Raw genomic sequence first — 19,368 nt, forward strand, 5'->3', positions numbered from 1 at the left:
AGAAGGTTCATTTAGTTAAAATCTACTTCGAGAACGCACTATTTTGTAGAAAAATTCCCAATTTTTCCAAGAACGATTAATTTATTCAAGAAACCAGCTTAAATTATAGAGGTATGAATTATTCAGGATTTATTATATATATAAAAATACTAAAGATTATATACAATATTTGTGATGTAATCCATTTACTCGTAGAAGTTCTGTGAATCAGATAGGACTGCATCTCATTATTCATAGGAATATTCGATAGTATAAGCAAAAAAGATAGTGTTATGACAATTATAAAAATTGGATCTGTGTGTAAAAAAGGATAAAGAGATATGTGTAAATCTAAATTAAATTCATCAGCAAAAGCAAGAATTGGATTTAAAATTGAATACATATATAACCATTGCAGTATTAAAGCAAATAGAACTCTTTTTTGAGTATAATTTGTAACGAGATGAATCCAGATCATTTGAAAGATTTGCCTCATCGATATCCTCCTTCAAACTTCTTTTTATATAAAAAGATAATGAGTAGAAAAATAATAACTACTACTGTTATTAGATATAAAATAGGATAGATTGTTGATATCCCAATATTATTTTCAATATCCCCTTCTCCAAAGTACAAACCTAGAGAATTATACATTGAAAAAACTTTGCGAGGATCTAATAGAAATGGCAATATTTTTACTTTATCTAAAAAGATAATCACAACATTTGATGTTAAGGGGACAGTAAATAGAACAAGTTTGTTCTGGCTAAAAAAACTAACAACTAAACTGATTAAAGACATGCAGGTCATCTCAGCTGATTGTTTAAATATTAACCATCCATAAAACCATATAGCCGAGTGTTCTCTTATTAAGAAACCATTGGATAGTCCATATAGAATGTTAGAATTACTTTCAATAGGATTTGTAATCAAAGGAAAGTTCAAAGATAAAAGATATATTACTATCGCATTGCTTAGTCCAACAATTAAGAATGAACAAGAAATACATATAAATATTTTACTCAAAAAGTACTTACTTTTCCCCATCCTGGGTAAGGTATATTGTAAAACGCCTTGTCTTATGTCTCGTGCAATAAAGTCAGCGACAAATAGATTTACAATCGTCGATAATGCCAATGATATCGACGTATGATTAGTACTAACGGTCCATATATAGGCTATATTTACTTCATGTGTACGCTCAAAAAGTAACTCTTGATAGAACGGTATAATCAAAAATAAAATATAACCTAATATTATCAACAAAAAATATGAAGTTAGAATATTGTTCCTTAGTTCAGAAGTAATATACTTAATCAATGTAATGTTAACTCCTTTTTAGTTTCAGCATCAATAAATATATATGTAGGATAAGTCACTCCATCTACTTCCTGTTCAATAACTCCTAACCACACAGGGATATATATGTCTGATTCTTCACTCGTTTTAGAGCCTAACAAATGCAGATACACTAGTTCCAAGGATGATAATTTAGTATCGTTAAGAATAATTATATTCTCATATTTATTTTCAATTAATGAAATTATTTCTTCAGCATTCAAATTAATTTGATTTAATCTTTCACCAACTTTGTTATAACCCCTAAGATCTGAATTTTCTAGACCATTTTCAGAAAAAGTTAATTGAAACACAGTATCTTCAGCAACAATACCTGCTTCATAATCCCCCATTGTAAAATCATTAATAGGGACGTCATCTATAAAAAATTTAACGGAAGCCATGTATAAATCAGTCGCAATCTGACTAATCTCCTCATCGCCACCTTCAAAATTAAAGTATTCTTTTAATAATGTACTCATATCATTCGCTGTGATACTTTGTAACTCAATTGAATAATCTAATTCAATACCTAAACTATGTATTAAAGTGTCAATTTCTTGCGTAATTTCCTCTCTAGTCGCAAAAGATAAATCATCCTCCGTCGACACTTCAAGTCCATTCTCTTTAACTACATTTTGAACGTCATAATACACAAAACCTTCACTTCTGGTATATCCATAAGCAATGCTGTTCTCTACTTGAGCAACACTCAATATATAAGACTCATTCTCGAATGAATATCGTTCCATTGTTAGTTCTGGTATCGAACTATTTTCAAAATCTGTCACTTCCAGATTATGATATGCTGCTACTCCTTCTAAAAAGTCATTCACATCTTGCTGTATTATTTCATATTTAAAGCTTTCTTCAGGATATTCATCATGTATAAGTTCATCACTAACTGAATACTCACCTTGTGCAGTGACAGTACTTAAGTTAATATTCACCATAATAATCAATCCTAACAGACCAGTAAATAACTTCATTAATTTATTCATAAATCTTCTCCCTGTCCTATGATATGAAAAAAACTACATAGCAGTCTAATCTCGTTTAAGACAGTACTATATAGTTGTATAATTTAATCAATATACTGTTTATCTTCTATGTTGAAGTACGAAATCCTACCGGTTTCTTTATTGATATAGATTGTCACCTCTAAATTCCACGTTTGTTCTTTGTCCTTTTCAAATAGCTGCTCTTTTAAGGTGAATTTCAGTTTTTTCTTAGTAAGATTTTTTTCATTTACTTCGCTAAGCACTGTGATATCTTCTACTGAATAATCAGCTGTATTCTCCATAGCTAGATAATAAATCTCGGTCAAATCACCATTGATTAATAACTTTTCCAAGTACTCATCTTCTATGATATTTTCGAATTTTTCTTCCATTATATTAACTAGTTGTTCACTTTCGTATGAAAATGACATTGAGTTGCCGTCTTTATGTTGGCTTTGCTCTTCCTTATCTAGTTCCTCGAAAAAATTGCTAGCAGTTTCATATGAGACAGTATAATTTAAGTTAATAAACTGATTTTCTATTGGTTCAGTCTTGACTGGATTTATATTTAAAAATAGAGTTGTTATCATTAAATACAAGTAAATTTTAAACGTGATCATTAATTCTACCCCATTTTATTGATAGCCTATTCTCAGACTAATTAATTATTCTCCATCTATAAATTCGATTGTCAGTGCAAATACATCCTTAATACCTTCCACTTCAAATCCTGGTTTTTCATAATCAGACGAGATTTCTTCAATGTTCAAAGAATAGCTATGGTCAGAATCTCTTAGAATAAAGAATGCCAAAGGCTCCCTTTTATTAGCTGTTATCTCGATATCGTCTTCCCAATTTCCTAATAGAGCTTCCATTCTATTGTCTCTTTCAATACGATTAGGTAAACTTGATGAAAGGAATTCATAGGTATTCAACTCGCCATCTTCTGTTAGAATACCTACACGAATAAAATCTTCTAGATTGGCTGATAATAGGAGCTTACCACCGTCGTATACTTCATTGACTAATTCCATGGCTTGCCAACTTCCGTCTTCTTGTAATTTTTCCCAGCGAATAATGTAAGATGAATTTTCGTTTTCATAATCGATTGAATAGAAGTTAGTTTGTCTCAAATGAAGCAATGACAATATCTCTTGTTGATCATCTGTTAACTCAACAAGTTGACCTACTCCATCCGCTGAAACTTGAATAGAACTTATAAAGAACAAATATAAGGTAATAAGACATGATAATAATAATTTATTTTTCATTCTGTTTTTCCCCCTTGAATATCTAAAATAGTAACTATTGTTAAAATTTAGTAATTATTTGGTAGGTATAAAGTCCAAGTTGTGCCGCCTCTTACTAATGTTAAATTGAGATTAGCTCCGATTTCACCGTAAGAGGTAGGAAGTATATACGTTGCAAAGTTTGGATAGTATGTAAAACTACTTCCAGGATAATATACTCTAGACTGGTCAATATGCCCGCCAGCACTAGTGACTCCGGATGACCCAACTACTAAGTATGAATTAGACACTTGAACTGTACTATTATAAGATGACCAGCCTCCACTTACACTATTCACCTTAACATGTGTTAGACCATTATAATACGTATACCCAAAATTCACAGTTAACTCTGCTCTAACACTTCCAGATGAGTCCCAACTATATCGATAGTTACTATTCAAAGGAACCAGATTTTCCGAACTTATATCTATAATTGTCTTTTGACTAATTTCATCTCCACTGGGACTTGAAAACGTCCCTATTTCATTTGTCAAGACTCCATAACTCTCGCCATGTTCATTTACCAAATATGCAGAATAATCATTTTCTGCACTTGCTAAAATTGGCGAAGCAACTGACAACAATATAGCTATAATTAATAATATTTTTTTCACTAGAATTCCTCCTCGTTTTAATTATCAGTTTCTCCAACTACTTTTTCATTCTTATTCTTTTTGCGTGATATCAGTCAATATCAAAATAGTTTTCGCTTAAAAAACTTAGGAAAATGTATTGCATAAGACTTTCATAATTCATCAAAAAAGAAAGTATATAAGCCATCAGCATTGCGATTAAAATATTTTTGACATATTTAGATTGAGTAGTAAATTTTAAATTTTAAAAACGATTTCTCACTGAATTAGGCACTTTTATCAAAACATCGATAATATACAGTAAAATAAAAACTAATTGTATAAGCAGAGTACTATCCCACACCATATGTTTTAAACATAATGAGATTAGTACAAACATAATTTCCGAAAACAATAAACTTTGTTCAAGGGTACTAGCATGATAGTCTCCACCACAAACTCTCAATGGAATATAAAGAAAAATTACTATAACCAACTCGCTTACCGTACCGAATAACACCCCAACAAAAACTGCAATAATAAAACCTAATAATTGGTGAACAATAATTGAGAGACCAAAGTTAATACATTCTTCTATCTCAGTACGTGATATAGATTTACTTATTACTCGTGAAATCCTGTTAATCATCTTGACTTGAAAAATATTCTTTTACATTTTTTACTTTTTATCGGTTGAAAAATGAAATACATACTTAAATTTCCTATTATATTTAATTTTGCAATAAACATAATCACAAGAAACATAACTTAATACAATGATTCAAGACAAGTTCTTTCATAGTAAGATTCATGTAAGTCATTTGTGGTTACTCCTCTAATTTTCGTGGTTGAAAATTTGATTTGAGTGTACCATGAATGGTTTATTTAATCTTTCTAGCTTAATTTTACAATCGACGACCTTAAAAAGTTAGAATAAAAACTCTAACTTTTTAAGGTTACGACAATTTAATTATCCCTCTAACACAAAGTCATAAGAATTATATTCAATGGTGTTATCATCTGAACGTGTAAATTCGATTAGGTCATTACTAAACAACTTAATGCGAATACTCTCATCCGACTCCACTATCTCAGGGTTAGTAATGGTGAAAACAACATTGCTCATCGGATCAATGGACGAGTAAATTCCAGATGATGCATCTTGAATTTGTTGAATCACATTGAAGACAGTCGGATTATTTTCTAAATCCAGTTGATTTTCAATGGCATTGAAACTAATTCCTAACTCCTCTTGCAGAGCTTGGATATCATCGGCTTCTGAGTTGGGATCAAGTTGATTCAAGGCGGAATTGTCTGTGTGATTTGCTAATAGGAGCATGACTTCTCTTGCTTCAGGTGCCTCATTATTGATAGTTAGTCGAACGCTATTCGAGTTAAATACGATATGGCTAATAGGACTCTCTTCATTCTCGCTTACATAACTTTGATTATCGTTGGCAGAAACAGAAATTGAACTAATAGATACTAGTGATACTAATAAGATTATATACTTTAATATTTTTTTCATTTTAATTATCCTTTCTATTTTGCCTCAACGGGAGCTTTAGACGGAATAGGTATTGCTGAATCTACAGGATATACATAGCCACTATAATACGACATTGAGTTTGGTCGAGGAGTAAAACCAACTTTTTGCAAGTAACCATGCCAATATCCATTATGATAATAAAAAGTTGCTGGACCATTTCCAGAAACAGGATGCATTTCAATCCACATCCTTCTTACATCGAGTGGTTCAATTATATTACTAGAAATATTAATTTCATTATTATTTTCAAATGCTTTAGCAACAGAAGTTGGTAATACAAAAGTAGCAATTAATAATCCTGTTAATAAAATTTTATATTTTTTCATACATCATACTTTCCTTAATAAATAATCTGTCTAAATTAACCAACTATAAAATTCTTTCGTACCAGTTCAATAAAGATCAAACTTCCATTTGTTAGCAACCCAATAAATATATACTTCATCAAGTTATAGTACCCTAAAGCAAATGTTAGCCCATAAGCTATACACATTAAGTTTAGTACACTTATAGCATATTTAGTTTGTGCTACAAATACTAATTTCACCCAACGGTAAATAATTGACTTAGAATCGACTACTAGGCGTATAATTAAAACTAGCGAAAAAAATATTAAATGCCTCACAAATTCATTATCCCAGGATACATATTTTATTCCGATAGCTTGCAAACAAAACATAATACCCGAATACAACATACAATATTCTGGTTTACTTGCATGAAAACCACCCACACACATTCTTAAAGGGATATACATAAAAATAACAATAAACAATTCTTCAATTACGTTAAAAAATAGCCCGATTATCGCAGCAAGAATGAATCCTAGCAATTGAAAAATAATTATTGAAATACCAAGGGAAACACATTCAACCTCTACATCAGATAATGACATTGAACGACCTAATTGTTGTGATAATTTAGTAACCATCTTTATTTGAAAAATACTCCTCAATGTTTTTGCTTCGTTTTGGCTCATAAATAATTATAGAGCTCAAATTCTCAGTGACATTGAACTTCACAATAAACATTATTCCGATGTAACAAAACCTTAAGCAATATTTTAAGTATTTTTTCAATTACTCCCTCCTTTTTCATTTACTATAACCATCATATAACACTTATTTGTATAATTTCCCAGAATGTAACGAAACTCCCTTAATATGTAACGAGAATAAATTAATCTAATATATTCAAAAAAACATGTATAAATGTTAGTATAATATTATAGAATCATTAGGACATTTCATTCGGGAGGCTCAATTTGACTACATTTGATATTTTTTATTTATTGATTACTCCGATTTATGTTTATAATCTTTGGTCCTATTTCCAAGTGAGATTTGGGTCTAACTCTGAGTCTTTAGGGAAAAATTTATTTGTTTGTTTTATTAGTTATTTATTAATTAGTAGTGTCTATCTTTTTTTTGAAACTCCTCTATTAACCGTCTCAATCAATATTATGTGCATAATATTAATTTCAAGACTCTATATTAGTGAGATTTTTAAACAGATTAGCGAGAGTATCATCTTGTTAGCTCTTTTTATTATCATTGAACTTATTGTTGTTACCTTATTAAATATATATACAATAGATTTTCAAGATACATCGAGTTACCAATCAATCATGTCAGTCGTCTTTACCTACTTAGTTGAGTTTCTATTTATCAAATATTTACACCGCCGTAAATATCGCGCGCTACATAAGAATAAAAATATTTTTTTATACACCATCCAATTTATTATTCCATTGATTACTATTATCATTTTTTTACTTTTCTTATGGATTAATTTGTCTGGAACTATTTTGATGTCGCTAGCTCTATTCTTCCTCCTTATTAACATCATCTTATTCGAGCTTTATGATGCTTTGGCTAAGAGTTTTGACTTATTATCAGAACAACAAAACTTCAAGCAAGAACAGCTTGAATACGCCAGTCACTTAAGATTATTAGAATCTCATAACGAGGAATGGAGACAATTTCGTCATGATATTAAGAATCGTTTGACACCACTGTATGGCTTCATTCGTCAATATCCAAACTCGGAGCTTGAGAGTATCTTAATTGATATTGTTCCTGATAATTTACAGAAACCAGTTATCGAAACAGGTCATATTGCTATCGATGGTATAATCAATTCGAAGTTACATTCTGTTTCAGATAATGAGATTGAAGTAATAACGGATATCGTCGTTCCTAAGGATATTTATATTGATTCTATTGATCTCGCTGTATTATTAGGGAATTTGTTAGATAATGCGATTGAAGGGTGTTTGACAGTGGAAGCTAATCGGATAATTAAACTAAAAATATTGTTTGAAGGGAATCGACTCAAAGTAAGAATTGCTAACACCTTTGATGGTATCGTCAACAAGCAAGGCCAACAGATTCTGTCACGTAAAGATGACACGTCCATTCACGGCTTTGGTTTGAAGAGTGTGCAACGAATTGTTGAAAAATACCAAGGGTTACTAAAAATTGACCATACCCAAGAAACCTTTACCGTCTCAATCATATTGAATGAAACGCCCAGTGAAAACGTTGATAAGGAGGTAAAAGATGATTGAAATTCTGATATGTGATGATCAAGAAATCATTACTAAACAATTGAGTCAGCTCATTCAGGAATATACTCTACAGCACAAAACTTCTTTTTGGGTTAAAAGTTACCAGTCAGGTGAACAGTTAATCACATACCTTCAAAAAGAAGAGCCTATGAAGCGAATTATCTTATTAGATATTGAGATGCCTATAATGAATGGACTTGAAGTAGCTAAGTATATCCGTCATGATTTAAAAGATTATGCCAGTGAGATTATCTTTGTAACAGGAACGAATGGTTATGAGCGCAACTTATTTCAAGTTAAGCCTTCTGGCTTTATTCCTAAGCCCATCAAACGCACTCAATTATTCGAAACATTGGGTAGAAGTTACCAATTACTCGAAACACAATCTCCTTTCTTCAACTACAGCCAAAATGGAATAGATAAGTCGATTCTCTTAGATAATATTCTATATTTTGAAAGTCATGGTAGAAAGAAAGTCATCGTTTCCCAGCATCATAATGATTGGTTCTATGAAAATATGTCGCAACTTAATCAAAGATTGGAAGAATATCCACAATTCGTTCATTGCCATCGGTCATACATAGTGAATGTTAATCATGTTGTTCGAATAGATGGTTCAGATTTAGTTATGGAGAACAAACAATTAATCTCTGTGAAGCCTAAGGAGCGTGCAAGAGTTGAACACGTTCTGCTGGAATTGTTCTAGCTACAGATTAACTGAAGAAGTGGCTAGTTCTTTTTTGTGTTGTCGATAGCAAAAAGACCCCTCAAGCCTAATCTCTAGGGCTTAAGAATTCTCTCATCATCAACTAAAACAACTCATCCAATAAGATATAATAACGTAACTTATCCCAGTCAGGTTCTAATTCCAACTTCTCGAATAGTAAGTTGCCATAGTTTTCAATCTCTTGTTCAGTAAATTCGCGTAATACACCGAATTTTCCTTTTAGATTATTCAACAAACTGCGATAACAGATCGCAATATCCTGATAAATATCGGAGACGCCACTTCGCCCTAGATCAATGAACCCGGTCAGATATACCCCACTTGCGATGAGATTAGGTAGACTAAAATCACCGTGCGATAAAACGAGTTGATCTTCTTGGGGGCGATGGTCGTTCAACCATTGCCATAAGGCAGCTGGATCCTCAAACCCTTCACCACCAAAGGTCCCCTCCTCCGCATCGTCAACATCGACTAAGTTATTCTCCACCCGTTCTTTGGCTAGCTTTAACTTAACATCTAATGTTTGGACACTTGGACAGTCGGTTACATCCACTTTCCAAAGTTGCTTTAAGCTATTAGCCAATAATTCAATTAGATCTTCTGTCGTGCGTCTGACAATCACTTCATAGGAAGGATCTCCACGTAACTTCTCCATTAGTATATAGTGCGTACCGTTCAATTCCATATTTTCATAAATTTCAGGAACTGGTAGGAGTTTTTCATGCCACCAGCTAAGCATCAGCACTTCATTTTTAACTTCACCAGAAGATGATTCTATCTTAAGAACGCAATCATCTAAAATCATTTTCTTTGCCTTCGATTTACCTATCAAATCAATTTGAAAATTCTGGTTATCAATATATTTTCGGATTTCTTTGGGTATTACAAGATTCATCTCATCACTCCTCAATTCTATTCAATACTCTATTATATACATGTAATAGGAAAGCGATATCATTTTGTATTACTCTTGATTTTACACCATGAAAGTCATTTTGCAAATGGATTCGAATCTTTCATTACTCTTTTATAAAAAAATTGTTCATTATTCTTTCCTTCGCAAGTGTTTTTAATTGTATTTTTTGCACTATAAACGTAATCTTAAGGAACAATATGATAAAAGGAGACAATACTATGGCAAAGATACTCATAACTGGAGCAACAGGTACCATTGGTGTCGAATTAGCAAAGCATCTTATTACTAAACACGCGCTTACTTTAGTCGGACGTGATTTTTCTGACCTTCCTGACGATATTCAAGCTAAAGCAACCATTGTTAAACGCGATTTACTTGATCCTGACAATTGGAACGGCTTACTAGATGGCATCGAATATGTCATTCAATTAGCTGGAGAAGCTGACCAAGATGCTGATTTTTATGACAGTTTATTAGATTTAAACTACAAAATCCCACATAACTTATATAATGAAGCGACTAAAGCGAAAGACTTGAAGCGCATCATTGTCGCTAGTTCTATCCATATCGTTGATGGTTATCCAGACGGTGTTGAAGTCAAGACCACGGATCCAATCCATCCTGCTAACTTATACGGCGTATCTAAAGCATACTTAGAAGGTTTAGCTGCTTACCATGCTTATTCAAATGGCATTGAATCTATTGCGATTCGGATCGCAGATTATAAAGTGAGCGACGATGAATTAGACGAAGAAGTTGATGAGTACGGCATGGCGATGTACTTATCTAAAGAGGATATGAATCGTCTTATAGATGGCTGTATCGAAGCAGAATTAAAAGAACCCTTCTTAATTGTTAATGGTGTCTCTAATAATACGTTCACTCGTCTATCCAATGAAGAAGCAAGAGTCAATTTAGGTTACAACCCTCAAGATAATGCGTTCGAGAAGAAGAATATTTTTTAATCAACAAAAGACGTAGATGAAAATCTACGTCTTTTGTTGTCTACATATTTATATGTTTTGATGCTTCTCGAATTGATAAAGGAGCTAGTTCAGTCTGATACTGCCTAAGAAAATTCTTGACCCATTCTTCATTTATTCGCGCATAATCACGTAATGCCCAACCAATGGCTTTATTAATAAAGAATTCGTTGCTTCCTAAATTATTCATAATCGTTCGAGTCAGTAATTGAGTATCGGTTGCTTCCTTCATACTTAATTGATGAATAATCGCTACGCGTCGCAACCATAAATCATCTGATACACTCCATTCAATGATTGTTTCTTTTAACTCTGGATACTGTGTTTGAAGATAGCCCACTCTTTTCACTAAAGCATCCACAGAATCCCACCAGGACTTTGTTGTAATAAGTTTTTTCAAATGATTGATATCGTCTTTTTTCAAATACGTTTGCATATCATTTAAATAGTCAGTGGCAACATATTGGAATTCACGTTCCTCCTGTTGCCAACATTCTTGGACGAAGTTCCAATCGATAATAGGTGTATCTGGATTCACTTTAGACTGTGCTCGTGCTTCTTGTTTAGCTTCTTTAAAATACGGCTTTGTAATATTTCGACGTGCCACGCTTTTAAGACCTAAAAAAGGAAACTGATTTCTTAAGTACGCTGACATTGCTTGGGCATCGTCTGTTCGGTGGCCTTTCATCTCTGTGATTAATTGTTCAGTATCCATTGTGATTCCTACTCCTTTCAACAAATTTTTGATATATTCTCAATCTTGGAGGATGGATTTGAACTTTCTTTTAAATCCACATCTCATCACTTTCTTGCTCTTCCTCAAGTTAAATGATGTATCCTGATAGTAAGTATAATGCATTCATCAATAAGAGCCCCCCGGTTGCATAACAAGCTAGCCCAGCACTTTTAGCGGATATTATTAATTGATTGTCTTTACTTTTACCATAAATAACGCCCAATAATACTGATAGAACAATCGGCATAATAATATAAGCAACTTCTTGATACAGCCAAGCATACATTAGAAAATGAACCGCACCTACGATGCTAAATATAAAAGGAATGATAGTATAGTGCTCTCTTTGGAACATAGCAATCAACAATGGTATTGCTAACAATTGACTCATCGCAATGATAATACTTAATGAATTTAAAATGCCCGTATCCGGCCGTAAGGTAAACGCACCAACAATATATAAAATGAGTAAAGCGATTGGTAAAGCAACCATTCCCTGAAACAGAGTGGCAATGGCTGCATAGTTTAATTTGATTTTTTGCCATAATACTCCGCATATTAACCATGTTATACCGTAAGCAACCAGAAAAGGGGCACCTGAGTAATTTACTCTAGCAAGCTCTTCCAACAATTCAATCATAACTTTAGCTCCTTTTTAACTTTAAACAACGTCTCTATGACTTAATCCTACCTGATTGCGTTTAATTCACCTAATAAAAAACATCCCTACTTCATAAGTAAGGATGCCATATGTTAATAGTTAGCTACATAGTGTCCGGAAGTAACTTCTTTTAATGCTACAACTTCTTTATTTGGTTGCCACGCTTTTAGCGGATTAGAGTCTACCACCTTCGACTTCATCTGTGCATCTAACCTTGGAACAGCTTGAAGTAATTGTTGTGTATAGGGGTGTAGTGGATTCGCGTATAATTCGTTCGTTTCTGCTACTTCTACAATTTGTCCTTGTTGCATGACTGCTACTCGGTCACTAATTTGTTTCACGACTGCCAAATCATGAGCAATGAATAGATACGTTAATCCTAGTCTGTCTTGCAGTTTCTTTAAGAGTTCAATAATTTGCTTTTGAATCGAAACATCCAAGGCAGATAAAGGCTCATCCGCAACAATAAAGTCAGGTTCCACAGCTAACGCACGTGCAATTCCTATACGTTGACGTTGTCCCCCAGAGAACTCATGGGGGAAACGTGAAGCAAAACTTGGGTCTAATTCAACTAAACCTAGCAATTCTTCAACTCGCGCCCGACGTTCTTTCGCATTCTTCACTAATTGATGCGTGTCGAGTGCCTCTCCGATAATATCTTCAATTTTCATACGAGGATTTAATGAAGCATAAGGATCTTGGAAGATAATCTGCATATCTTTTCGGACTTTTAACATCTCTGATTTAGTCAGTTGATGCAAATCAAAGCCTTGGAATATAATACGTCCGCTCGTTGGTTTATACAATTGAAGGATAGCGCGACCTAAAGTAGATTTCCCCGAACCAGATTCACCTACAAGTCCTAAGGTTTCCCCTTTATAAATATCTATATTAACCTGATTAACTGCTTTAAGCTGCTTCCCTTTGCCAATATCGAAGACTTGCTCTAGTTGCTCTACTGAGATTAGCGGTTGAACTTGCGCTTTTTCTTGAGTGATTTTCTCTTCTTCAATTCTAGGTACAGCTTCAAGTAGTAATCTTGTATAAGGATGTTGAGGGTTAGCAAATATCTCATCAATCGGTCCTTGTTCAACAATTTTACCTTCTTGCATGACGATGACTCGTGTACAAATTTGAGCAACCACACCAAAGTCGTGAGTAATTAGTAAGACAGATAAGTTTAAATCTGTTTGTAATTGCTTTATAAGGGATAGAATTTGAGCTTGAATCGTAACATCTAATGCTGTCGTTGGCTCATCTGCAATAAGTAAACTTGGATTAGCAGCTAAGGCAATGGCAATCATAATTCTTTGACGCATTCCCCCAGAGAACTCATGCGGATAATGACTAAACCTCACATCAGCGTCTTTAATTCCAATTGACGTCATCAATTCAACTGTTCTTGCCTTAGCTTGTTTCTTACTCATACGTTGATGTAATCGAATCACTTCAACAACTTGATCACCAACAGTCATTGTTGGATTCAATGAACTTAATGGATCTTGGAAAATCATTCCAATATCTTCACCCAATATTTTACGTAAGGCTTTTGGTTTAGTATCAAGGAGGTTGTGCCCTTTGAATTCAATCTCACTATCAGAATGAATGATGGCATTATCAGGTAATAGTTGGGTAATTGAACGGGCCGTCATACTTTTCCCACTACCTGACTCGCCTATAATTCCAACAATTTCACCTTCTTCTACTGAAAAGGAGATATTATTTAATACTTCTTGCTGTTGGTCTTCGCTCTCAAAGCTTAAGCCTAATTGGTTGACCTTTAAAATATCAGACATTTACTCACTCCTATACTTCTTTATATACGTTGATATCTGTTAATACACAGCGATTATTATAACATAGCAACTATCTGAAAGAGGCGAGTAGATCAGACAACCGTCATTCAAAAATCCGAATGCTAGCCTTCGAAAATCCGCATGCCTCGTTTTGAGGTGGAAACGTTATAATAACTGAGTATGAATTCATGGGTAAAATTTATTCATGTATTCGATAAGTTAATTTTTACTTAGGAGGTGAGATTTTTGGAACACATTCAACAAAACAGTTCCTTAACTAAAGGATGGTCTTTAATCTATCAACAAATGCAACGTCAATGGACTTATAAAATAGCTCTTTGGGTACTTGGTTTACCCTTACATATTATATTCTTCGTGATTCAACTCATACACTTCACAAAATATAAATCTCAACCAGTTGCTGAACGAATCTCTGATGATGAAAAAACAGTGTTAAAACAAAAACTAATAAAAGAAGAACAGAATAAACAAGCCTACTTCAAGCAAAGTATTAGCGCTGAACAGACTGAAAAACGAGTTAATCAACGGTTAAATCATTATGTTCAATCATTAGTTATTGAAAACAATGATATGTCAGAGAGGATTCATCTTTCTGATATTTTCGCGGACTGGATTGTAACACCTATTGGGTTTATAACGAGTATTATTCTAGCTTGGCCCATGTATATTTTAATGATTGTCTATCGTATGCCAATCTTAAGGTACATTGTTGAAAGGTTATTCTTGATGGTCTTCGTTATCTTTGGTGTAACTTGGATTGTATTTACGTTATTGCATTTTTCACCATCGGACCCTGCTCAAAACATCTTAGGTGTACAAGCTACCCCTGAACAAATTCAGAACTTCAATGTGCTTCATGGTTTAGATGATTCCTATTGGGTACAGCTCTTTAGAACGCTAAAAGGTATAGTTACATTTGATCTTGGATATACTTATGTAGGGAATGAATTGGTTATAGACGCATTGCTACGCCGTTTCCCTATTACACTGCAAGTCACTTTCTTCTCTCTAGCTATTTCTTTAGTTATAGCAATCCCTGCAGGTATTTATTCGGCGGTGAAAGTGAATTCTTTATTTGACCAGTTCTTTATGTTCATTGCTTTAATTGGTCTATCGATTCCAACATTCTGGTTAGGTTTAATCTTTATCTTAAACTTTTCAATTCGTAACCGTTGGTTGCCTGCAACCTTTAATCCGGACAATCCGTGGTCACTGCTGATGCCTGCGATTGTCCTAGGAACTAGCTTAGCTGCTTCTGTTGCACGAATGACCCGGGCTTCGACTTTAGAAGTGATTCATGAAGATTACCTTCTAACAGCCAGATCAAAAGGAATGTCGAATTGGCGCATCATTTGGCGTCACATTATTCCTAATGCGCTGATTCCAGTTATTACAGTGATTGGTCTGCAATTTGGTGGGATGTTAGGTGGATCAGCAGTCACCGAACAAGTTTTTAATATTAATGGGGTTGGTAGTTATATTGTAGAGAAACAATTTGTGCCGGATATTCCAGCTGTTTTAGGCGGGGTTATCTATATCGCGATTATTGTCTCTTTAGTCAATTTAGTCGTTGACCTACTGTATGCACTTATTGATCCACGAATTCGAACAACGTTAAAAAATTAAACTTAGATAGAAAGGAGTTTGGCTTTGATTCAATCTTATTCATCGGTAGCAAAACGCTATTTACGTTTTGCTTCGACACTTTCGATTGTCTTCTCATTAGCGGTCATTTTATTTACATATTTAAGACAAGGAACAGATTGGAGTTTAGTGACTATCGGCTTTGCCCTTATTCACCTGATACTCAGCTTCATAAACTTCTTTATTGCCAGACACATTCAAAACAATGGAAAAGTTCACCCTGTGCACCGCGTATGGGGTTTTGTCCTTATGTTATCCGTCTTATTAGGGAATCCATTTAACTTTATAACGGGGATGTTCTTAATATTACGTAAACTCATGTCGTATCAAATTTATTTTATTTTTGCGGTCCTCGTTGACTTAACGATTATTGCGACAACGAGTTTAAACTTTTTCAAACCTACTATGAGCCCGACGTTTACTATCGGTTTATTCCTATTGGGCGTCAGTTTACTCTTTCATTGGGGACTTGCTCTATTTAGTGCTCATTTGAAAAATGTATCCAAAACTCAGTTATATATTGTTATCGGTTTACTTGTAGTCACTTCATTCAGTGGAAATTTATTAGGACTGATTGCTGCTTGGTTAATTTGGCGTGAACATCATAATCAAGCAAATGTGCGCCGACGTAGTGTCTTTTCAAACATTTCTCGTTATGAAGTTGCTATCTTTGGGCTTTATATTATTACCTTTATATTTGCGATGGCGATTACAAGTTACTTAACCTTTGAATATAGTTACGCCGTTGAAAATAATTATACGGCGATTTTACAAGCACCAAGTATGACGTACCCTTTAGGAACTGATAATTTCGGGCGCGATGTCTTTTCACGCATGGTCTTTGGCGGTCGGATTTCTTTATTAGTCGGGGTGTTGGCTACTTTAGCGCCTCTACTTATTGGTGGTTTCCTGGGTGCAGTCTCAGGTTATTACTCACACCGTGTTGACCAAACAATTATGCGTTCCTTGGATGTATTGTACGCGATTCCCGGTATTTTATTGGCAATTACGATTGTGACGGCTTTTGGGACCTCAACTCAAAACTTAATTCTCGCTTTGAGTATTGGTGGCATTCCTGGTTACGCCAGAACAATGCGGGCCAACGTACTTCAAGTGAAGCAATTAGAATACGTTGAAGCTGCCCACGCTGTTGGGGTTAGTGATGTAAAAATCATTTTAAAACATATTATTCCTAATGCGAGTGCCCCGATGATTATTCGATCATCGCTTACTGTCGCGACGGCAGTTATTTCAACAAGTAGTTTAAGTTATTTAGGTTTAGGGGTTGAAAGTCATATTCCTGAGTGGGGTAACATCTTACGTATCGGAAGTGATTATCTAGAAACACAACCTTACTTAGCTATCTATCCAGGTTTGGCTATTATTGCCTTAGTTTTATCATTTAACTTCTTAGGAGACGGCTTACGTGATGCTTTAGATCCTAAGATGACTCAATAACACGTAAGCATTTTACGAAGAAAGTTGGTGAGCTGTATCGATGAGCACAGATGAAGATTGTTGTAAGTGCCGTAAACATTCAAAGCAAAATAAAAGGAGATTTTTTATGAATAAAATTTTAAACAAATTATTTTTAACAGCCTTAGTATTAGTGGGAGTAGTCGCTCCCGTCGCAACTACTGTACAAACTGCCAATGCTCAAGAAGCTATTCCCATTACTATCTTAGCTCAATCAGCATCCGAACAAGATGTTAATATTGTCCGTGACCAATTAACTCGCGCTGGCTTCCAAGTTGAGACAAGTTTGCAGCCGGATTATGCAAGTTTTAATGCTCAAAAAGAAGCAGGAAATTATGACTTAGCTATCTCAAGCTGGACAACTGTAACAGGGAATCCTGATTATGCCGTTCGTTCACTATTTATTACAGATGGTGACAACAGTATTATGAGTAACCCGGAAGTGGATGAGCTAATTGAACAAGCAGCAACGGAAACACCGGATGAATATGTGAATACGTATACTGAATTCGAGAATCAATTAGTTACTGAAAATGCGTATATCGTGCCATTATATACATCATTAAAAGCGCAAGCCTTTAATCAAGAAGTATTAAACCCAGATTCTATTCGTTTGTCTAAATCAAGAGCCTTTGCTTGGGAACCCGTTTCTTATGTTGATGACAGTCAACATGCTGAACGTCCATTACTTTTAACACAAACCTCATCACAATTGACTTCATTAGACCCAATTAAAGGGAACGACGGAAGTATAAACCAATTGAATACGAATATGTATGTACGTTTAATCAACCTAACGGATGATGACCAAATTACTTCAGAGAATTCATTAAGTTATAATCATGCGATTGCAGACGGAAACTCAGAGTATTACTTCATCTTACGTGATGATATTAACTTTGCTAAAATCGAAGACGGTGCAGCAGTTGATACTGGTGATTTAGTATCGGCTGAAGATGTTATTTACTCACTCAACCGTGCAAAAGACCCTAATTCAGTTCCTGATCACCGTACGTATAGTTTACATGAGCATATTGACGAAGTTTCAATTGTGGAAGATGTAACTGAATTAGAAGAAGCGACACTGTCTGGGAGTGACTCATCTGTAAAAGAAGCTTTAGAAGATGGTTTAGAAACACCTATCTCAGCTGTTGTTGCTTCTGAAGATGAGGTCGATAATGCAAATGGTAATTATCAAGTCGTTAAATTAACAACAACACAACCATTTCCACAAGTATTAAATTACTTAGGTCACCAATCAGCAGGTATCGTGTCAGAACAACAAGTTGAAGCAATAAATACTTATGATATCGAGTCTTATGATGTAAACTCAGACATCGCTTATGGAGACCAACGTGCTGTCACTGAAGGTGGCTCTTATGATAACCATCTATGGACAAGTGGTCCTTACATCATGGTTGATAAAAATGATTACCAAGCAAACTTTGTTAAAAACCCAGCATACCGTCCTGATACAGATGCAGATGCAAACATTGAGCAAGTCACAGTCCGCTTTATCGCTGATTCAAGTAGTGCTTTATCTGCCTTACGCTCGAACGAAGTTGATCTGTACTATGGTTTAGGTGAAGTTGATTACCCAATTGTTGAGAACGAGTCAAGTTTAGCACTCCAATCAATTCCAAGTAATGCGGTAACTTATATGTTATTCAACGTCAATACACCCGGCCGCCCGGTATCAGACAGTGCTGACTTAAGAAAATCAGTTCTTTATGCTATCAACCAAGAAGAAATTAATGCTGCTTACCAAGGATTAAAATTACCAGCTTACTCAACATTATCGCCACTTGTTGAAACTGGGAATACTTTAGTCGCCGACCAAGCAAAAGTAGAAGAGTTTAGAAACAATTACTTAAATTCAGCTACTGAATAAAATGTTTAAGCCCTCAACTACCTTGTAAATAGGATGGTTGAGGGCTTTTTCTGTAGAATAATTTCGTAGTTATCTCGGAATCGTTTTAGAACCGAATGCGGGTTTACAGTTTTTCTCAAGTTTTTCATTAAAATTTTATATAGTCAATTAACATTTACAACAAATTGCGGTATGATAATTAACATTGAAAGATTTATTACGGTATATTTAAATATCG

At 34.3% G+C, this 19,368-nt stretch carries 19 protein-coding genes; 6 read left to right on the forward strand and 13 right to left on the reverse strand.

All coding sequences use genetic code 11. The annotated features are described in order from the left end of the window. Nucleotides 1-471: 471 nt before the first annotated feature. The 9 genes from ACEN3Z_RS04615 to ACEN3Z_RS04655 form a co-directional block, all read right to left on the reverse strand. On the reverse strand, nucleotides 472-1,116 hold the full coding sequence (locus ACEN3Z_RS04615) for a hypothetical protein (protein ID WP_407089832.1): 645 nt from the start codon (nucleotides 1,114-1,116) through the stop codon (nucleotides 472-474). Nucleotides 1,117-1,295: 179 nt separating this feature from the next. After that, nucleotides 1,296-2,318 (reverse strand): hypothetical protein, encoded by a 1,023-nt coding sequence (locus tag ACEN3Z_RS04620; protein ID WP_407089833.1) that lies wholly within the window; start codon nucleotides 2,316-2,318, stop codon nucleotides 1,296-1,298. Between the two features lie 83 nt (nucleotides 2,319-2,401). Next, complete coding sequence (locus ACEN3Z_RS04625; protein ID WP_407089834.1) at nucleotides 2,402-2,908, reverse strand: hypothetical protein; 507 nt, start codon at nucleotides 2,906-2,908, stop codon at nucleotides 2,402-2,404. A 75-nt stretch (nucleotides 2,909-2,983) separates the two neighbouring features. Beyond that, the gene (locus ACEN3Z_RS04630) at nucleotides 2,984-3,589 is read right to left on the reverse strand and encodes a hypothetical protein (protein ID WP_197105333.1); all 606 of its coding nucleotides are present in this window, start codon (nucleotides 3,587-3,589) and stop codon (nucleotides 2,984-2,986) included. Nucleotides 3,590-3,636: 47 nt separating this feature from the next. Next, on the reverse strand, nucleotides 3,637-4,224 hold the full coding sequence (locus tag ACEN3Z_RS04635; RefSeq protein ID WP_197105332.1) for a hypothetical protein: 588 nt from the start codon (nucleotides 4,222-4,224) through the stop codon (nucleotides 3,637-3,639). 223 nt (nucleotides 4,225-4,447) lie between these two features. Continuing rightward, nucleotides 4,448-4,831, reverse strand: a complete 384-nt coding sequence (locus ACEN3Z_RS04640; protein WP_197105331.1) for an accessory gene regulator B family protein — start codon at nucleotides 4,829-4,831, stop codon at nucleotides 4,448-4,450. Nucleotides 4,832-5,152: 321 nt separating this feature from the next. Then, on the reverse strand, nucleotides 5,153-5,710 hold the full coding sequence (locus ACEN3Z_RS04645) for a hypothetical protein (protein ID WP_197105330.1): 558 nt from the start codon (nucleotides 5,708-5,710) through the stop codon (nucleotides 5,153-5,155). 14 nt (nucleotides 5,711-5,724) lie between these two features. After that, a complete protein-coding gene (locus tag ACEN3Z_RS04650; RefSeq protein WP_197105329.1) occupies nucleotides 5,725-6,057 on the reverse strand; it encodes a hypothetical protein in 333 nt (110 codons plus the stop codon). 35 nt (nucleotides 6,058-6,092) lie between these two features. After that, nucleotides 6,093-6,710: an accessory gene regulator B family protein gene (locus tag ACEN3Z_RS04655; RefSeq protein ID WP_407089835.1), complete on the reverse strand. Its 618-nt coding sequence runs from the start codon at nucleotides 6,708-6,710 to the stop codon at nucleotides 6,093-6,095. A gap of 552 nt (nucleotides 6,711-7,262) precedes the next feature. Here ACEN3Z_RS04655 and ACEN3Z_RS04660 point away from each other — a divergent pair. Both ACEN3Z_RS04660 and ACEN3Z_RS04665 read left to right on the forward strand, forming a co-directional pair. Further along, a complete protein-coding gene (locus ACEN3Z_RS04660; RefSeq protein ID WP_197104111.1) occupies nucleotides 7,263-8,300 on the forward strand; it encodes an ATP-binding protein in 1,038 nt (345 codons plus the stop codon). Beyond that, on the forward strand, nucleotides 8,293-9,006 hold the full coding sequence (locus ACEN3Z_RS04665) for a LytTR family DNA-binding domain-containing protein (RefSeq protein ID WP_197104110.1): 714 nt from the start codon (nucleotides 8,293-8,295) through the stop codon (nucleotides 9,004-9,006). The genes ACEN3Z_RS04660 and ACEN3Z_RS04665 overlap by 8 nt, the downstream gene beginning before the upstream one ends. A gap of 103 nt (nucleotides 9,007-9,109) precedes the next feature. Here the strand turns inward: ACEN3Z_RS04665 and ACEN3Z_RS04670 are convergent, their stop codons facing one another. Then, on the reverse strand, nucleotides 9,110-9,922 hold the full coding sequence (locus ACEN3Z_RS04670; protein ID WP_407089836.1) for an APH(3') family aminoglycoside O-phosphotransferase: 813 nt from the start codon (nucleotides 9,920-9,922) through the stop codon (nucleotides 9,110-9,112). A gap of 239 nt (nucleotides 9,923-10,161) precedes the next feature. On the opposite strand from ACEN3Z_RS04670, the gene ACEN3Z_RS04675 reads away from it, so the two are divergent. Further along, nucleotides 10,162-10,908: an NAD-dependent epimerase/dehydratase family protein gene (locus ACEN3Z_RS04675; protein WP_407089838.1), complete on the forward strand. Its 747-nt coding sequence runs from the start codon at nucleotides 10,162-10,164 to the stop codon at nucleotides 10,906-10,908. 40 nt (nucleotides 10,909-10,948) lie between these two features. Here the strand turns inward: ACEN3Z_RS04675 and ACEN3Z_RS04680 are convergent, their stop codons facing one another. The 3 genes from ACEN3Z_RS04680 to ACEN3Z_RS04690 form a co-directional block, all read right to left on the reverse strand. Then, nucleotides 10,949-11,641: a DNA alkylation repair protein gene (locus tag ACEN3Z_RS04680; RefSeq protein WP_407089840.1), complete on the reverse strand. Its 693-nt coding sequence runs from the start codon at nucleotides 11,639-11,641 to the stop codon at nucleotides 10,949-10,951. 109 nt (nucleotides 11,642-11,750) lie between these two features. Continuing rightward, the gene (locus tag ACEN3Z_RS04685) at nucleotides 11,751-12,302 is read right to left on the reverse strand and encodes a DUF7010 family protein (protein ID WP_407089841.1); all 552 of its coding nucleotides are present in this window, start codon (nucleotides 12,300-12,302) and stop codon (nucleotides 11,751-11,753) included. A 113-nt stretch (nucleotides 12,303-12,415) separates the two neighbouring features. Continuing rightward, a complete protein-coding gene (locus tag ACEN3Z_RS04690) occupies nucleotides 12,416-14,119 on the reverse strand; it encodes a dipeptide ABC transporter ATP-binding protein (protein ID WP_407089842.1) in 1,704 nt (567 codons plus the stop codon). A gap of 246 nt (nucleotides 14,120-14,365) precedes the next feature. Between ACEN3Z_RS04690 and ACEN3Z_RS04695 the strand changes: the two genes are divergently transcribed. The 3 genes from ACEN3Z_RS04695 to ACEN3Z_RS04705 all read left to right on the forward strand — a co-directional run bounded on the left by ACEN3Z_RS04695 (nucleotide 14,366) and on the right by ACEN3Z_RS04705 (nucleotide 19,151). Further along, a complete protein-coding gene (locus tag ACEN3Z_RS04695) occupies nucleotides 14,366-15,766 on the forward strand; it encodes an ABC transporter permease (RefSeq protein ID WP_407089844.1) in 1,401 nt (466 codons plus the stop codon). A gap of 24 nt (nucleotides 15,767-15,790) precedes the next feature. Further along, nucleotides 15,791-17,242, forward strand: a complete 1,452-nt coding sequence (locus tag ACEN3Z_RS04700) for an ABC transporter permease (protein ID WP_407089845.1) — start codon at nucleotides 15,791-15,793, stop codon at nucleotides 17,240-17,242. A gap of 106 nt (nucleotides 17,243-17,348) precedes the next feature. Then, nucleotides 17,349-19,151, forward strand: coding sequence for an ABC transporter substrate-binding protein (locus ACEN3Z_RS04705; RefSeq protein ID WP_407089846.1), 1,803 nt, complete (start codon nucleotides 17,349-17,351; stop codon nucleotides 19,149-19,151). The last annotated feature ends 217 nt before the right edge of the window (nucleotides 19,152-19,368 follow it).

Origin of the sequence: Ruoffia sp. FAM 26254 (assembly GCF_045528545.1) — a bacterium.
GTDB classification, from domain to species: domain Bacteria; phylum Bacillota; class Bacilli; order Lactobacillales; family Aerococcaceae; genus Ruoffia; species Ruoffia halotolerans.

Excerpts from the sequence above, each read along its gene's own strand:
- ACEN3Z_RS04620 (WP_407089833.1), bottom strand. The coding sequence starts at position 2,318 with ATGAATAAATTAATGAAGTTATTTACTGGTCTGTTAGGATTGATTATT.
- ACEN3Z_RS04630 (WP_197105333.1), bottom strand. The coding sequence starts at position 3,589 with ATGAAAAATAAATTATTATTATCATGTCTTATTACCTTATATTTGTTC.
- ACEN3Z_RS04690 (WP_407089842.1), bottom strand. The coding sequence starts at position 14,119 with ATGTCTGATATTTTAAAGGTCAACCAATTAGGCTTAAGCTTTGAGAGC.
- ACEN3Z_RS04670 (WP_407089836.1), bottom strand. The coding sequence starts at position 9,922 with ATGAATCTTGTAATACCCAAAGAAATCCGAAAATATATTGATAACCAG.
- ACEN3Z_RS04645 (WP_197105330.1), bottom strand. The coding sequence starts at position 5,710 with ATGAAAAAAATATTAAAGTATATAATCTTATTAGTATCACTAGTATCT.
- ACEN3Z_RS04655 (WP_407089835.1), bottom strand. The coding sequence starts at position 6,710 with ATGAGCCAAAACGAAGCAAAAACATTGAGGAGTATTTTTCAAATAAAG.
- ACEN3Z_RS04665 (WP_197104110.1), top strand. The coding sequence starts at position 8,293 with ATGATTGAAATTCTGATATGTGATGATCAAGAAATCATTACTAAACAA.
- ACEN3Z_RS04650 (WP_197105329.1), bottom strand. The coding sequence starts at position 6,057 with ATGAAAAAATATAAAATTTTATTAACAGGATTATTAATTGCTACTTTT.
- ACEN3Z_RS04640 (WP_197105331.1), bottom strand. The coding sequence starts at position 4,831 with ATGATTAACAGGATTTCACGAGTAATAAGTAAATCTATATCACGTACT.
- ACEN3Z_RS04675 (WP_407089838.1), top strand. The coding sequence starts at position 10,162 with ATGGCAAAGATACTCATAACTGGAGCAACAGGTACCATTGGTGTCGAA.
- ACEN3Z_RS04705 (WP_407089846.1), top strand. The coding sequence starts at position 17,349 with ATGAATAAAATTTTAAACAAATTATTTTTAACAGCCTTAGTATTAGTG.
- ACEN3Z_RS04625 (WP_407089834.1), bottom strand. The coding sequence starts at position 2,908 with ATGATAACAACTCTATTTTTAAATATAAATCCAGTCAAGACTGAACCA.
- ACEN3Z_RS04685 (WP_407089841.1), bottom strand. The coding sequence starts at position 12,302 with ATGATTGAATTGTTGGAAGAGCTTGCTAGAGTAAATTACTCAGGTGCC.
- ACEN3Z_RS04680 (WP_407089840.1), bottom strand. The coding sequence starts at position 11,641 with ATGGATACTGAACAATTAATCACAGAGATGAAAGGCCACCGAACAGAC.